Here is a 14,394-nt window from a genome sequence, read left to right as displayed (position 1 = left end):
GGCCCTGAGCCCGGTTTTTTATTGCGCCTTTCTGTACCGCGCGAATTGTGCCCGCAGATACGCGCCCCCTAGCCGTAAGGCGCGCCGCCCTTCGACCACGACAGCATAGAAATTGAGAAAGCCATGAATGACTTTTGCACAGCAGACAAGACGCACCCGTACCCCTGCTTCACGCAACAGCGTGGCATACAACTCGCCCTCACCTCTCAGCGGATCGAACCCGGCCGTCACGATCATGGTGGGGGGCGCCGCTGACAGATCATCTGCGAAAACTGGCGCAAAATCCGGGTCGAGCATGTCTCGGTCGCGCCGGATATACTGTCGACCATACCAGTCGAGCAGACGCGCCGTGAGCATAAACCCTTCCGCGTAGACAGCGCGGCTTGAGGGTGACCAGAGGCCCGAGACCGTAGGGTAGTAAAGAAGCTGGGCGACCACGCGCCGCATGCCCTCCACTCCAGCACGGCGAGCGAGCACAGCTGCCAGATTTCCGCCCGCGCTGTCGCCACAGACAGCGATGGGCAGATCACGCATCCCGGCCTGTTGATCGAGCCATTTCAGGGCCGCCCATCCGTCCTCGACGGCCGCCGGATAGGGATGTTCCGGGGCCAGCCGGTAATCCAGCGACAACACCATCGCGCCTGCATGGCGCGCGAGACGGCAGCACATGCCGTGATGCGACACCAGATCGCAATGGACGAACCCGCCACCATGCAGAAACAGGATGACGCCCGTCACTTCGCCCCTCGGGCGATACAACCTCGCCGGACGCACATGATCGCCGCACGGGATATAGAGAGTCCGCCACGCCTTTATCTGCAGGGCAGAGAGACCCTGCGGAAAACTCGGCATGCCCGTCATGCGGCGCAGGGCAGCGAGCGATTCCGGGGTCAGGTAGTCCGGCATGGGCAGACCATCACGGCCTTTTGCGGAGCGCTTCAGCCACGAGAGGAATACCCTGTAAGGCAATCCGGGACGAGCAACGGGAAAATCAGTCATGCACGGACCCTAGCACAGGACGTCCGCACTTGACCGGACCCCAATCATCCTTCCCCGGCCCGAAGGGCTCCACCCCATTGCAATAGACGTTCATATCGATAACCGCGAACGAGCCGACTCCCCCTTGCAGCGCCATTACGCTGTATTCCCCCGCTTCGCACGGGATGACGCACGCGCCAGACACTGCCTCGGTTTCAGGCATCGGAGGTCAATGATGGAAGCCGTTACCGATCGAAAAGCGCAGCCTTGCGCTTGACCCACTCGCCCTGTTGGGTCAGGTTGCGCCCGTCAGACGGTCGGGCGATCGCTGCTGCGCCGGTGAGAACCGTCGTGATGGAGGAAAGTCCGGGCTCCACGGGAGAACGATGCCGGCTAACGGCCGGCGGGGGTGACCCTAGGGAAAGTGCCACAGAAAACAAACCGCCTGCCCGGCCCTTGGGCTGCAGGCAAGGGTGAAACGGTGCGGTAAGAGCGCACCGCTCCTTCGGTAACGCGGGAGGCAGGGCAAACCCCATCGGGAGCAAGACCGAATAGGAATGGCGGATCCGTCCCCCGGGATGGGATCAGAGGCTCTCCCGCCTTGTCATTCGGGTTGGTTGCGTGAGGCCGGTTGCAAGACCGGTCCCAGAGGAATGATCGCCCCGCTTTCAGCGGACAGAACCCGGCTTACAGACCGTCTGACACTCTTCCGACAGCTTATTACGCGATGAATACTTTGCCGCACGGTAAAGACGAAATATCGACAAGCAATAAACGCATCGATCGCAAATACCCCATTATTTTCTCCTTTCGCCTCACTCACGCCACAATCAGATCCGGCACACTTCACACAAGAACATAACAAAAACTTCGGTACTGGCGAGCTGCTGAAGCCGGCCGGAATTCCATTCAGAACAAAACAAGAACTAATAAACCGTTATTCTGCGGAAATTCTGCGAAATTCTGCCATTTTTTGTTGCGAATTGTTTGACGTCCCATGAAATCCCATGATATCCCAAAATTATCCCATGCGGTTTTCTCGACATGACGCGCAAAGTCCTGTCCCGTGTCGGGTCCGAAACATCTGCGGCAATCACTCCAGGACGAAGGGGAGGCATCGAACGGCGTGAGTGTGTTTCTCGGCACGCATCAGAACCGCTTCGACGCCAAGGGCCGCGTGTCCATTCCGGCTTCCTTTCGCGCGGCCCTCAGGGCCCAGGCCAAACCCGATGAGAGCCTTGTGATTCTCCGCCCATCCCATCTTCACCCCTGCATCGAGGCTTGGCCCAGCGCTGCCTTCGCCACGCTGGCAGGTCCGGTGGAATCGCTCGATATCTTCTCTGACGATCATGATGATCTGGCCGCCAGTCTCTACGCGGACGCCTACCCGATCGACGCCGACAAGGAAGGGCGCATTATCCTGCCAGACGTTCTCAAGCGTCACGCCAATCTCGTCGATGAGATTTCGTTCATGGGTCTGGGGCGCGTGTTCCAGATCTGGGAGCCCGAAGCTGGCGCCAGGCGCCGTGAAGAGGCGCGAGCGCGCGCACGGCGCATGACCAGCCGCCCCGCCACGCAGGGCGAGGTGGCGTCATGAACGCCCTTGCACCGCTCGCCATGCTGACCCGCCACGACCCCGGTCATGTGCCCGTGATGCTGCCAGAGGTGCTCGATGCGCTCGCGCCACGTGATGGCGGGCGTTATGTCGATGGCACATTTGGCGGTGGCGGTTATACGCGCGGCGTCCTCGCTCGTGCGGCCTGTACCGTATGGGGAATTGATCGCGACCCGACAGCTATTGCCCGTGCCGCCGACCTCGCCGCAGAACTGGACGCTCATGCGCCGGGCCGAGCACTTGTGCCTGTCGAGGGCACATTCGGCGCCATGGCTGAACTCCTGACGGATGATGCGCCGTTCGATGGCATCGTGCTCGATATTGGCGTTTCGTCGTATCAGCTTGACGAAGCGGAGCGTGGCTTCTCTTTCCGTCATGACGGTCCGCTTGACATGCGCATGTCCCGTGCCGGTCGCTCAGCTGCGGATCTGGTCAACGAAGCGGATGAGGCCGAGCTGGCTGATATCATTTATCACTATGGCGAAGACCGCATGTCCCGCCGTATCGCCTCGGCCATCGTGCGTGCACGTCAGGAAGAGCCGATCCGCACAACGGCCCGCCTTGCGGATATCGTGCGTAGCGTCGTACGCCCTGATAAATCTGGCATCCATCCTGCCACGCGCAGCTTCCAGGCGCTGCGTATTGCCGTCAATGACGAGCTTGGCGAGTTGCAGCGTGCGCTGGACGAAGCCCCTGCCCTTCTGGACGAAGGCGGAAAACTGGTTGTGGTGACTTTCCACTCCCTCGAGGATCGTCTCGTCAAGCGCGCCTTCGCCCAGGCTGCCGGACGGGTAAGCCGCCCGTCCCGCCACGAACCCATGGCCGAGCGTTTCGTCACGCCCGACTATGTTCTGCCCCATACCCGCCCCGTTCTCGCCTCTGACGAGGAGATCGGGCGCAACCCCCGCTCGCGCAGTGCAAAATTGCGCAGCCTTCTCCGTACCGCACCATCAGCCTCTGTTAGGGGGTCTTCTTCATGATCCGGCCGTTTACGATTCTTTGCGCGCTTCTCGCTGGTGGTTCGGGGATGTTTCTTTACACGAAGAAGCATGAAACAACGGTCCTGGACCAGAACATCACTTCGGTCGTGCAAAAGACCGAGCGTGTCAGGCAGCAAACCGCCATGCTGCGCACGCAATGGGCCCTGCTGAACCAGCCGGATCGCCTCAGCGCCTTGTCATCGCGCTTTCTCGGACAGCTTCATCCGATGGCACCCACGCAATATGTGCGGCTTGCCAGCATAATCGAAACGCTGCCTGCGCCTTCTACACGTCCGGCCTTTCATGATCCGCGCGAGAGCCTGAGCATTGCGGTCTCGCAGGCGCCGGCGATGCCTGTCGCTCGTGTCTCCGATCCCGCCCCTGCCCCCGCAGCGTCGGCACCCAAGGTCGGCAGCCCGAAGGCACAGGCCCCACGCGAGACTGCGGCTCTCATAGCGAGTGCCGAGCCTGCTCATCACCACGCGCCGTTCGTAACACCCCCTGTCGCCTCCCCGGTGGTGGCACCCCGCGTCATGGTCGCATCGGTGACACCACGGGTGCCCGCGACTGTGCGTCCTGCGCCTTCTTCCGCTCATGTCCAGAATGCCTCGTCGCATCCGACCATCGAACTCGCGCAGGAAACCCAGCGTACCCATGTCGTGTCTGACGAGCTCGGGCAGACAAGCCATCACAAATCCCGCTACGGCGCTGTGGTTCATGCCTCACCGCGCGATGCCGGCGCGCGTGACAGTGCAGCCCAGTCCGGCGGCCAGTCCGACCTTGCCGTGCGTCTGGCGAGCTTTCGTGGCAATCGCCCGCAGGCGACCCCGGCGACGTCATGGCACAGTGCGCGCGAGGCCGCCTCTCACAGCGCGCGCACCAGTCATGACATTGCCATGCAGTCTCCGAAGCCGCATCATGTGCAAAGCGATTCCGGGTCTTCATCGGCGCTGGCAGGCTATGGTGATGCCTTGCCGCCCCCGACCCCACTCGCCAACTGAGCGGATATGAAAGCGGCTGAGCATGGCTGGCAGGACACCCCCACCCTCTAACAGGTCGGGCCATAGCAGCGGCGCATCGTCTCGCGCCGAGGGAAAGACCACAAAGAGGGTTCGGGCCTCGCTCGACCAGATGCATACGCGACTGATTGGCGTGGGGCTCGGCTTCATGCTGCTTTTCAGCCTTGTCGCGGCCAAACTCAGCCTTGCCACCGTGTTTATGCCCATGGCGCCCGAGAAGCGCCAGATTGCCTCCCAGGTTCCGGAAATCCCCAAAAGCGACCCCAAGGGTCAGGTTGCCGGTGATTTCTCGCTTCCCGACGTGCACCGCGCCAGCATTGTCGACCGCAACGGTCAGACACTTGCCCTGTCGCTGCCTGTGGCGCAGGTCTATGCGAACCCCATGGAGTTGATCGACGCGGCCGATGCGGCAAAAAAGCTCAAAAGCGTGCTTCCGCAGCTGGATGAAGCCGAAACCACACGTCGCCTCTCGCTTAAAAAGCAGTTCGTCTACATCGCGCGTGACATCTCGCCGGTGCAGGAAATCGCGATCAACAATCTTGGTATTCCCGGCATCTATTTCGAGGCCAGCGAGCGGCGTCATTATCCGCTGGGGCGCACCGCTGCACAGATTCTGGGTGGCGTGGACATTGACGATCATGGCGTTGCCGGTGTCGAACGCTACTTCAACGAGCGGCTGAACAAGGATCGTACCCCGCTGCGCCTGTCGCTTGATGTGCGTATCCAGGCCGTTGCGCGTGAAGTGACCCAGGCGGCTATGGACGAGTTTCAGGCCATCGGTGCGGCTGCCATTGTCATGGATGTAAACACAGGCGAGATCATCTCCATGGTCAGCCTGCCTGACTATGATGCCAATGAATTCGGCCACGCGCCTGCCGATGCCCGTTTCAACCGCGCTGTTACAGGCATGTATGAGCCCGGCTCGACCTTCAAGCTGCAGACAGCGGCCATGGCCATCGAATACGGCGTTGCCCATATCTGGGACCGTTTCTCGACCATTCCCATCCATATCGGCCGGTTTACCATCTCTGACATCAAGACCGATCATTTCGCCCCCTGGCTGGCATTGCCCGACGTTCTGGCAAAATCCTCAAACCCGGCGGCTGCGCATATTGCGCTCGATGTGGGCGCAAAAAGGCAGCAGGACTGGCTGCGCACGATGGGGTTCTTCAACCGCGTGCCTATCGAGCTGCCCGAGGCCGGGCGTCCGATTGTGCCGTCCTCGAAGAACTGGGGCATATCAACTGTCATGACGGTCGGGTTCGGGCATGGCGTTGCAGAGCCACCGCTCTCGATCGTGCGCGGCACGGCGGCAACAGTGAATGGCGGCATCCTGATCAAGCCGACCCTCCTTGCCCGTGAGCAGGATGATGGCACCAATGCCGCGACGGACCAGGCACCGGGGAATGCTTCACCTCCGCCTACAGGCAACGCCGGATCGCAGGATGGCGCGCTGAACACGGCCCCTGCCACCACGCAACCCGCTCATGCGCCTGTCGTCCCCGCCGCATTCAAACCGGATGCTGACGCCAGCAGCGATGCCCCTGCACCGCCGCCCATCCCTCAGGGTGAGCGCGTCGTGTCAGAAGAGAATTCAAAGCTTATCCGCAAGATGCTGCGTCTTGACGTGACACAGGGTACGGCACGCAGCGCCGAGGTGCCTGGCTACTTCGTGGGCGGCAAGACCGGCACGGCAGAAAAGGTCGGCCCCAATGGCCGTTACCTCAAGCACGTCAATATCTCGGCTTTCACCTCCATTTTTCCGATGAATGCGCCGCGTTATGCCGTGTATGTCATGCTCGACTCTCCGCATCCTACGCCCAAGACACATGGCTTTGTAACCTCCGGCTGGAATGCGGCGCCAACGACCGGCAAGCTGATCGCCCGTATCGGCCCGATGCTCGGCCTGTTTCCGGACACCAAGAACGCTGCCCGTATCGACGCCGAGATGGCCATACCGCTTGAACCCGGCATTCCCGCCGGGCGTCGCGCTCTCGGGCCGGGTAATGATCCCGGCGACCCGCGTATTGCCGCGCAGAAGGAAGAAGCCGAGAAGAAAGCTGCCAAGGCTGCCGAGAAAGCCGCGAAGCTCGCTGCCAAAGCCGCCGATCGCGCCGCGCACCACACTCCCGAACGAGGCTGAGCCCATGCGTCTTTCCGAGATCCTGAAGCGGGCCGGATTAACGGTCCCGCCTCTCGTCGTTGACCCTGAAATTCATGGCATCACGGCAGATAGTCGTGCGGTGCGGCCGGGTATGATCTTCGCTGCCCTGCCCGGCGTTGCTGTCGATGGCGCGACGTTCATTCCGCAGGCGCTCGCACAAGGTGCCTCGGCCCTGCTGGCCTCAGACGCGGTGACCCCCGCTTTTTCCGTACCCTGCGTCTCATCGCCCTCGCCTCGCCATGCGCTGGCGCTCATGGCAGCCGCCCTTTCCGGGCCCCAGCCAGCCCATATTGCTGCAGTGACGGGAACAAACGGCAAGAGCAGCACGGCAGATTTCCTGCGCCAGCTCTGGTCCATGAGCGGCAAACCAGCTGCCAGTATCGGCACGCTGGGGCTGATCAGCGACATCCCGGTCGAGGCCCCACCGCCGCTGACGACGCCAGACGCCGTCTCGATGGCCCAGACACTGGCTCAGCTCAAAACCGCAGGGATCGACCATGTCGCGCTGGAGGCCTCGTCTCACGGTCTCGACCAGCATCGTCTGGATGGCGTGCGTCTCGGCGCAGGCGGATTCTGCAATCTGACGCGCGACCATCTCGATTATCACGGGACGATGGACGCCTATCGCGCCGCCAAGCTGCGCCTTTTTGCCGACCTGTTGCCCGAAGGGGCCATTGCCGCCTTCAACGCGGATATGGATGCGCAAACTGTCACCGCCCTGCGCGATCTGGCGCAGGCACGACGCCTCAAGCCGCGCAGCGTGGGCGAACAGGGTGAGACGATCCGTCTGCTGAATGCCACCCCATTGCCGCATGGTCAGATTGTCTCCCTCGCCCTGTTCGGTGAGAAACTGCCCGACCTCACTATCGGGCTGACGGGCCGCTTTCAGGTCGATAACGTGCTTCTGGCGGCGTCGATGATCTGGGCGCAGGACGATCAGGCGCGGGGTATTCTCGACCTCATCCCCCGTCTGCAAGGCGTACGCGGTCGCGCCGAACTGGCCGTGACGCTGAATAATGGCGCCGGTGTCTATGTCGATTACGCCCACACCCCCGATGCGCTGGATCATCTGCTGCACAGCCTGCGCCCTCATGCGCAGAACCGCCTGATTGTCGTGTTCGGTGCCGGGGGCGACCGTGACCGGGGCAAGCGCCCGCTCATGGGTGGCATCGCTGCGAAACTGGCCGATATGGCGATCGTGACGGATGATAACCCGCGCAGCGAGGATCCCGCCTCAATCCGCGCTGCCATCCGTGCCGCCTGCCCAGATGCTCTGGAAATCGGCGACAGACGCGCGGCCATTGCCGCTGCGCTGTCCGAAGCCAGACCGGGTGATGTGGTGGTCGTGGCGGGCAAGGGCCATGAAAGTGGACAGACCGTGGCTGGTGTCACGACCCCGTTTGACGACCGTGCGGTGATCCGCGAACTGGCCGGGATGCCGGCATGACACCGATCTGGACCAGCACCGAGCTTCGTGAGGCCACATCAGGCCAGCTCATTGCCGATGTCGCCGTGACCGGTATCTCCATTGATACCCGCACGCTGGAACCGGGAGACCTGTTCATCGCCCTCGTGGGCGATACCAGCGACGGCCATGCCCATATCGCGACGGCACTGGAGAGAGGCGCGGCCTGCGTCATGGTTCACAGTGCGTCAGGCAGCGACGACCCGCGATTGCTGCATGTGCAGGACACCATGCAGGGGCTACGCGCCCTGGCACAGGCCGCACGGGCGCGTTTCACCGGTGTGATGATCGGTGTGACGGGGTCGGTCGGCAAGACCACGACCAAGAACATGCTGCATTGCGCCCTCTCGGCGCTCGGGCCGACCCATGCGGCAGTCGCTTCCTACAATAATCACTGGGGTGTCCCCCTGACGCTCGCCCGCATGCCGCGCGACGCTGCATTCTGCGTGGCAGAAATCGGCATGAACCATCGTGGCGAGATCGCTCCACTGGCCGGGATGGTGCGCCCCGATGCAGCCGTCATCACCACCATAGGCAGCTCGCATCTGGGCTATATGGGGAGTGTCGAGGCCATTGCCGAAGAAAAATCCGACCTGATCCGCGCCCTGAGTGACGCAGGCGTGGCGCTGGTTCCAGACGATACAGGCCTGGACGCCGTTTTCGAGGACGCTGCCGCGCAGGCCGGGTGCCGACTGGCCCGTGTCGGTCTGGGCGAGAACGCTGATTATCGTCTGACCGGCGTGCAGACCGCGCCAGAAGGCTCGCAATTCACACTCGGTTGTCGTGATGGGATGAGTTATGCGGTGACGCTTGCTGCACCGGGAGCCCATCTCGTGCGCAACGCAGGCATGGCCCTTGCGGCCCTTCAGGCGCTCGGCCTGCCTCTTGCCCACCCTATAGCGGCTCTGGCCGCATGGCGCCCCGGCGCGGGGCGTGGCCAGATCCAGCCCATCATGGCCGGGCAGGCTGCCCTGCTGGATGAGAGCTACAACGCCTCGGTCCTTTCCATCCGTGCAGCGCTGGAAACGCTCTCTCTCGTACCGGGCCAGCGAAAAATCGCCGTTCTGGGTGATATCCGCGAACTCGGTGACTTTGCCGAGTCAGAGCATCTCTCACTCGTGCCGGATCTCACAGCAAACGCCGATCTGGTTTTTTGCTGCTGCCCGCACATGCGCCATGTTTTTGACGCTCTTCCCGAAGAAAAGCGTGGCGTCTGGCAATCAGACGCGGCATCTCTCGCCCCCTTCGTCCAATCCAATCTGAAAGCCGGTGACGTGGTTCTCGTAAAAGGCAGTCTTGGCAGTCGCATGCGCGACATTGTCACCCCTCTTCTTGCAGGGGGCGTGCAGGCCTGATGCTATATAATCTTATCGCCATCCACGACACGACCCATGGCGGCTTCTTTAATCTGTTCCATTACCTGACATTCCGCTCGGGCGGCGCATGCCTGACGGCTTTTGTCATTTCGCTGGTGTTCGGACGTCCCTTCATTGCGCAGCTCAAGCGTATCCAGCGCGAGGGGCAGCCCATTCGCACGCTCGGCCCGGAACGCCATATCCTCGAAAAAGCCGGCACCCCCACAATGGGCGGCATGCTCATCCTGATCGCGCTTTTTGCTTCCACCCTGCTCTGGGCCGATCTCACGAACGGCTTCGTCTGGGCCGTCATGTTCGTGACAGCCGCTTTCGGCGCGGTAGGGTTTGCGGATGACTATCTCAAGCTCTCGCGTCGCAACACGGCAGGCGTATCCAAGCGGGCCCGATTGGGGAGCGAATTCGCCGCCTCGCTGATTGCCGGCTACTGGATGGAAAGCCTGATGCCGCCCGAACTGCGCAATATGGTGGCCTTTCCGTTCGTGAAAGACTTCCTGCTGCCGCTCGGCTTTGCCTTTCCGCTTTTTGCCATGCTCACCATGACCGGGTTCGGCAATGCGGTGAACTTTACCGACGGCCTCGACGGGCTCGCCATCGTGCCTGTCGTGATCGCATCGCTGGTTTTCGCGCTGATCGCCTATCTGGTCGGCAATCGCGTCTTCGCCGATTATCTGCAGCTTCACCTTGTCCCTGGCACCGGCGAGCTTGCGGTTTTCTGTGCGGCGCTTATCGGCGCAGGGCTCGGCTTTCTCTGGTTTAATGCGACCCCGGCCGATGTGTTCATGGGCGATACGGGCTCACTCTCGCTGGGTGGCGCTCTGGGCGCTGTCGCGGTGGCGGTCAAGCATGAGCTGGTGCTTTGCATCGTGGGCGGGCTTTTCGTGGTCGAGACGCTCTCGGTTGTCATTCAGGTGTTCTGGTACAAGCGCACAAAAAAGCGCGTCTTCCTGATGGCCCCGCTGCATCATCACTTCGAAAAGAAGGGATGGCAGGAGCCCAAGATCGTCATCCGGTTCTGGATCGTGTCCATCCTGCTTGGCCTGGCTGGCCTTGCCACGCTGAAGCTGCGCTGAGATGACCGGTCGCACCTTCCCCTCCGACCTGTTTGCCGGGTCGCGCTTTGCTGTGGTCGGCCTTGGCCGCAATGGCCACGCTGTCGTCAAGGCCCTGCTTGGCATGGGGGCAGAGGTCCAGGCCTGGGATGACAAATCACCCCCGGCCCCTGATGCTTATGGGGCGCAAGGCGAAAACAGCCGCTTTACCGCTGCCCCTCTGGACGACCTGACCGGGTTCGAGGCGCTGATCCTCTCACCGGGCATCCCTCACAGGCTTCCGAACCCTCACCCCGTCGCCGTCAAGGCGCGTGACGCTGGCATCCCCATTCTGTCCGATGCCGAGATGCTCTATCGTGCTGTGCGCAAGGCAGGCTCAAAGGCTTGTTTTGCCTCGATCACCGGGACGAACGGCAAGTCCACGACGACCGCCCTGCTCGCCCATATGCTGGATAAGGCCGGAGTGCCTGTTCTGGCCGGGGGTAATCTCGGTACGGCCTCGCTTGCCCTGCCGCTCCTGCCGGATGACGGCGTGTATGTCATCGAGATGTCGTCCTATATGCTGGAGCGTCTGGACCAGTATCATGCCGCGACAGCCTGCCTGCTCAATCTGACGCCGGATCACCTGGACCGTCACGGGGATATGGCGGGCTATGCCGCAGCCAAACGCCACGTTTTCGATAACATGACCCCGGATGATCTCGCTGTAGTGGGCGTCGATGACGCCTACACCCGCGCCGAGGCATCAACGCTGATTGCCAACGGCCTGAGCGTCCTCACGATCTCGGTTCATGATGAAACGCGTATCGCGCCGGTTGCGAAAGCCCTTGAAGCAGCGCCCGCCCTGCCCGGCGCCCATAATCTGCAGAATGCTCTCGTGGCACGGGCGATGGCAAAGCATCTGGGGCTGGACGACCGCGCCATCGAAACCGGCCTGACAACCTATCCGGGCCTGCCGCATCGTCAGGCGCTGGCGGGCGTCATTGGTGGTATCCGTTTCATCAATGACAGCAAGGCGACCAACGCCGAAGCCGCCGAAAAAGCGCTGCTCTGCTATGACAAGGTCATCTGGATTGCGGGGGGTACGGCCAAATCCGGCGGGATCGAGGCACTGGCGCCATTATTCGATCGGATTGCCAAGGCTTTTCTGATCGGTCGCGACGCGCCCATCCTGCAGGCCACTCTGCTAGCCCACGGGGTCCCCACTGAAATCAGCCAGACACTCGATGTTGCGACGTCGGCGGCACTCGAGGCGGCTCGCGCGCTCGATGTCCCGGTTGTTCTACTGTCGCCTGCATGTGCAAGCTTTGACCAGTTTGCGAGTTTTGAAGCGCGCGGCGCGTCTTTTATCGATATCCTGACTCGCCTCAGCGATTCAGAAACGCCCTGATCCGAAGGGCCGAGGGGTTAGGGAAACATGGCAGGGCTTTCACGTGTCGATACGTCCCGTATAGGGCGCTGGTGGCGCAATGTGGATCGCGTCACCTTGTGCTGCGTCGGGGTGCTGATAGCTTTTGGCTATGTCCTGATGCTGGCCGCCAGTCCTGCCGTCGCCGTGCGCATTGGCGCCTCGCGCGAGATGTTCATCCTCAAACAGGTGATCTTCCTGCTTCTGGCGGGCGGGGTCGTGCTGCTTGTCTCCAGCCTGTCGCGTGAGGCGGTCAAACGCCTCGCGCTTATCGGCGGTGTCATTGCGTTGGCAGCTACCTTCATGACGCTCGTTCATGGCGTCGAGATCAAGGGCGCACGGCGCTGGATTGCGCTGCCCATGATGTCGGTCCAGCCCTCCGAATTCCTCAAGCCGTTCTTTGCAGTGGTGACCGGATGGCTGCTTGCCGAGCAAAGGCGGCGGGTCATTTTCGGCTCGGTCCGTTTCCCCGGCATGCTCATCGCCTTCGGTTGTTTCGGGCTGATCCTGCTGCTGCTCAAGTCACAGCCTGATATCGGCATGTTGTCGGTCATCACGATGGTCTTTTTCATCCAGCTTTTCGTGAATGGCCTGCCCATCATTTTTGTTGGCGCTGGCGTGGGAGCCATGATTGCGGCGTTTGCGGGCGCCTATGTCGCGTTTCCGCACGTGCGCTCGCGCGTGGAGCGCTTCCTGCACCCCAATGTGGGCGACCATTACCAGATCGACACCGCGCTGCGTGCCTTCGGCAATGGCGGCATGATGGGGCGTGGGCCCGGTGAAGGCCGGGTGAAGGATCTGCTGCCAGACGCCCATGCCGATTTCGTCTTTGCTGTGGCGGGTGAGGAATACGGGCTGTTCATCTGCCTGTTCATCATCCTGATCTTCACTGTCATCGTGGTGCGCACGCTGCTCAAACTCATGCGCGAGAGCGACCCGTTCGTGATCACGGCCGCGTCGGGGCTGGTTGCCGGGTTCGGGCTGCAGGCCTTCATCAATATGGGCTCGACCTTGCATCTGATCCCCACCAAGGGCATGACGCTGCCCCTCATTTCCTATGGTGGCTCCTCGGCCATCTCCATCGCCCTCACCCTTGGCATGGTGCTGGCCCTGACACGCCATCAGGTTTCGGCCAGCCCCATCAGCTCGCACTATGCCGGTCAGGGGCACTGGACGTCGCTTCGTGAAGGATCCAATTCGTGAAAAGCCCCATCGTGATTGCTGCCGGTGGCACAGGCGGCCATTTCTTCCCCGCTGAGGCGCTCGCGACCGAACTTGCGGCGCGTGGGCATGATCTGGTGCTGATGACCGACAAGCGAGCCGGTAAGAGAACGAGCGGCATTTTTCAGGACAAACCGCAATATGTGCTTGATGGCACAGGTGTGGCTGGCAAGGGTATTGCTGCCAAATTCCGCGGTGTGACTTCGCTTCTGCGCGGTGCCTGGGAGGCCCGCAGCCTGCATAAACAGATCGCGCCCGTCGCCGTGATCGGCTTTGGCGGCTATCCGTCGGTGCCCCCCATTCTGGGCAGTCGTCTTCTGACCGGCGGACGCAAGCCGATCGTGATCCTCCATGAAGGCAATGCCGTGCTAGGGCAGGCCAATGCCCTGCTGGCCCGCTTCGCCAGCGCCATCGCGACATCTTTCCCCACCGTCGCCCGTCTGCCCCTTGGGCTGCGCACGGCTCTGACCGGCATGCCGGTGCGGCCCGCCATCGAGGCGCTGCTCGATGAGCCCTATACCCCGCCCGAAGAAGTGATCAATCTCCTGATCTGGGGTGGGTCCCTGGGCGCCAGGGTGTTCTCGACCACCATGCCCGCCGCTCTGGCCCAGTTACCCGCAGGGTTCCGTGCCCGTCTGCGCGTGACGCAGCAGGTGCATGACAAGGACATCGCCGAAACACGCGCCGCCTACGAGGCCGCAGGAATTGAGTGCACACTGGCGCCGTTTTTCAGTGATGTCGCCACATTACTGCGGCAGGCGCATCTGGTGATCGGGCGTGCCGGAGGCTCCTCTGTGGCAGAGCTTACCATTGCGGGTCGTCCGTCCATTCTCGTCCCCCTGCCCATTGCTGCGTCAGACGAACAGGGTGCCAATGCCACACAGCTCGTCGATGCTGGCGGTGCCTGGATGTTTCGCCAAAAGGACTTCACTCCGGAGACGATATCGGCCTTTCTTGGCACCTTGCTGAACGACCCCGAACGTCTGGCGAGTGCGGCGAAGGCCGCACGCGGTTTTGCCCATCCGCACAGCGCCAGATTGCTGGCCGACCTTGTCGAAGCCCGCATTTCGGACTACCGCTCCCCTGTTTCATAGTGGGCAGCCGCTTCGCTCCCATTCA

General features: G+C 62.2%; 11 protein-coding genes and 1 other RNA gene. 11 read left to right on the top strand and 1 reads right to left on the bottom strand.

From position 1 onward, the window contains the following. Positions 1-18: 18 nt before the first annotated feature. The gene (locus F3J08_RS05415; protein WP_166928742.1) at positions 19-999 is read right to left on the bottom strand and encodes an alpha/beta hydrolase; all 981 of its coding nucleotides are present in this window, start codon (positions 997-999) and stop codon (positions 19-21) included. A gap of 288 nt (positions 1,000-1,287) precedes the next feature. Here F3J08_RS05415 and rnpB point away from each other — a divergent pair. The 11 genes from rnpB (at position 1,288) to murG (ending at position 14,369) form a co-directional block, all read left to right on the top strand. After that, positions 1,288-1,684, top strand: an RNA gene (gene rnpB / locus F3J08_RS05410) — RNase P RNA component class A. Between the two features lie 420 nt (positions 1,685-2,104). Then, positions 2,105-2,575, top strand: coding sequence for a division/cell wall cluster transcriptional repressor MraZ (gene mraZ / locus F3J08_RS05405; RefSeq protein ID WP_122039311.1), 471 nt, complete (start codon positions 2,105-2,107; stop codon positions 2,573-2,575). Next, a complete protein-coding gene (gene rsmH, locus F3J08_RS05400) occupies positions 2,572-3,573 on the top strand; it encodes a 16S rRNA (cytosine(1402)-N(4))-methyltransferase RsmH (RefSeq protein WP_240149157.1) in 1,002 nt (333 codons plus the stop codon). The genes mraZ and rsmH overlap by 4 nt, the downstream gene beginning before the upstream one ends. Then, positions 3,570-4,574, top strand: a complete 1,005-nt coding sequence (locus F3J08_RS05395) for a hypothetical protein (RefSeq protein WP_166928741.1) — start codon at positions 3,570-3,572, stop codon at positions 4,572-4,574. The genes rsmH and F3J08_RS05395 overlap by 4 nt, the downstream gene beginning before the upstream one ends. Positions 4,575-4,596: 22 nt before the next feature. Next, complete coding sequence (locus tag F3J08_RS05390) at positions 4,597-6,735, top strand: penicillin-binding protein 2 (protein ID WP_166928740.1); 2,139 nt, start codon at positions 4,597-4,599, stop codon at positions 6,733-6,735. Between the two features lie 4 nt (positions 6,736-6,739). Next, a complete protein-coding gene (locus tag F3J08_RS05385) occupies positions 6,740-8,203 on the top strand; it encodes a UDP-N-acetylmuramoyl-L-alanyl-D-glutamate--2,6-diaminopimelate ligase (RefSeq protein ID WP_166928739.1) in 1,464 nt (487 codons plus the stop codon). Then, positions 8,200-9,576 (top strand): UDP-N-acetylmuramoyl-tripeptide--D-alanyl-D-alanine ligase, encoded by a 1,377-nt coding sequence (gene murF, locus F3J08_RS05380; protein WP_166928738.1) that lies wholly within the window; start codon positions 8,200-8,202, stop codon positions 9,574-9,576. The genes F3J08_RS05385 and murF overlap by 4 nt, the downstream gene beginning before the upstream one ends. Then, positions 9,576-10,667: a phospho-N-acetylmuramoyl-pentapeptide-transferase gene (mraY, locus tag F3J08_RS05375; protein ID WP_023977565.1), complete on the top strand. Its 1,092-nt coding sequence runs from the start codon at positions 9,576-9,578 to the stop codon at positions 10,665-10,667. Before murF ends, mraY begins: the two co-directional genes overlap by 1 nt. A 1-nt stretch (position 10,668) precedes the next feature. Continuing rightward, the gene (gene murD, locus F3J08_RS05370) at positions 10,669-12,036 is read left to right on the top strand and encodes a UDP-N-acetylmuramoyl-L-alanine--D-glutamate ligase (protein ID WP_166928737.1); all 1,368 of its coding nucleotides are present in this window, start codon (positions 10,669-10,671) and stop codon (positions 12,034-12,036) included. A 27-nt stretch (positions 12,037-12,063) separates the two neighbouring features. After that, on the top strand, positions 12,064-13,257 hold the full coding sequence (locus F3J08_RS05365) for an FtsW/RodA/SpoVE family cell cycle protein (protein WP_166928736.1): 1,194 nt from the start codon (positions 12,064-12,066) through the stop codon (positions 13,255-13,257). Beyond that, the gene (murG, locus tag F3J08_RS05360; RefSeq protein ID WP_166928735.1) at positions 13,254-14,369 is read left to right on the top strand and encodes an undecaprenyldiphospho-muramoylpentapeptide beta-N-acetylglucosaminyltransferase; all 1,116 of its coding nucleotides are present in this window, start codon (positions 13,254-13,256) and stop codon (positions 14,367-14,369) included. The genes F3J08_RS05365 and murG overlap by 4 nt, the downstream gene beginning before the upstream one ends. Positions 14,370-14,394 lie beyond the last annotated feature (25 nt).

Origin of the sequence: Asaia sp. As-1742 (assembly GCF_011753235.1) — a bacterium.
Taxonomy (GTDB): domain Bacteria; phylum Pseudomonadota; class Alphaproteobacteria; order Acetobacterales; family Acetobacteraceae; genus Asaia; species Asaia bogorensis_B.
Note: the sequence above shows the minus strand (reverse complement) of the source record. Positions and strands in the feature narration are given on the sequence as shown.

Bases quoted from the DNA above. Each gene is read 5' to 3' on its own strand.
- F3J08_RS05385 (WP_166928739.1), top strand. From the start codon at position 6,740: ATGCGTCTTTCCGAGATCCTGAAGCGGGCCGGATTAACGGTCCCGCCT.
- murF (WP_166928738.1), top strand. From the start codon at position 8,200: ATGACACCGATCTGGACCAGCACCGAGCTTCGTGAGGCCACATCAGGC.
- F3J08_RS05365 (WP_166928736.1), top strand. From the start codon at position 12,064: ATGGCAGGGCTTTCACGTGTCGATACGTCCCGTATAGGGCGCTGGTGG.
- F3J08_RS05395 (WP_166928741.1), top strand. From the start codon at position 3,570: ATGATCCGGCCGTTTACGATTCTTTGCGCGCTTCTCGCTGGTGGTTCG.
- F3J08_RS05390 (WP_166928740.1), top strand. From the start codon at position 4,597: ATGGCTGGCAGGACACCCCCACCCTCTAACAGGTCGGGCCATAGCAGC.
- rsmH (WP_240149157.1), top strand. From the start codon at position 2,572: ATGAACGCCCTTGCACCGCTCGCCATGCTGACCCGCCACGACCCCGGT.
- murD (WP_166928737.1), top strand. From the start codon at position 10,669: ATGACCGGTCGCACCTTCCCCTCCGACCTGTTTGCCGGGTCGCGCTTT.
- F3J08_RS05415 (WP_166928742.1), bottom strand. From the start codon at position 999: ATGACTGATTTTCCCGTTGCTCGTCCCGGATTGCCTTACAGGGTATTC.
- mraY (WP_023977565.1), top strand. From the start codon at position 9,576: ATGCTATATAATCTTATCGCCATCCACGACACGACCCATGGCGGCTTC.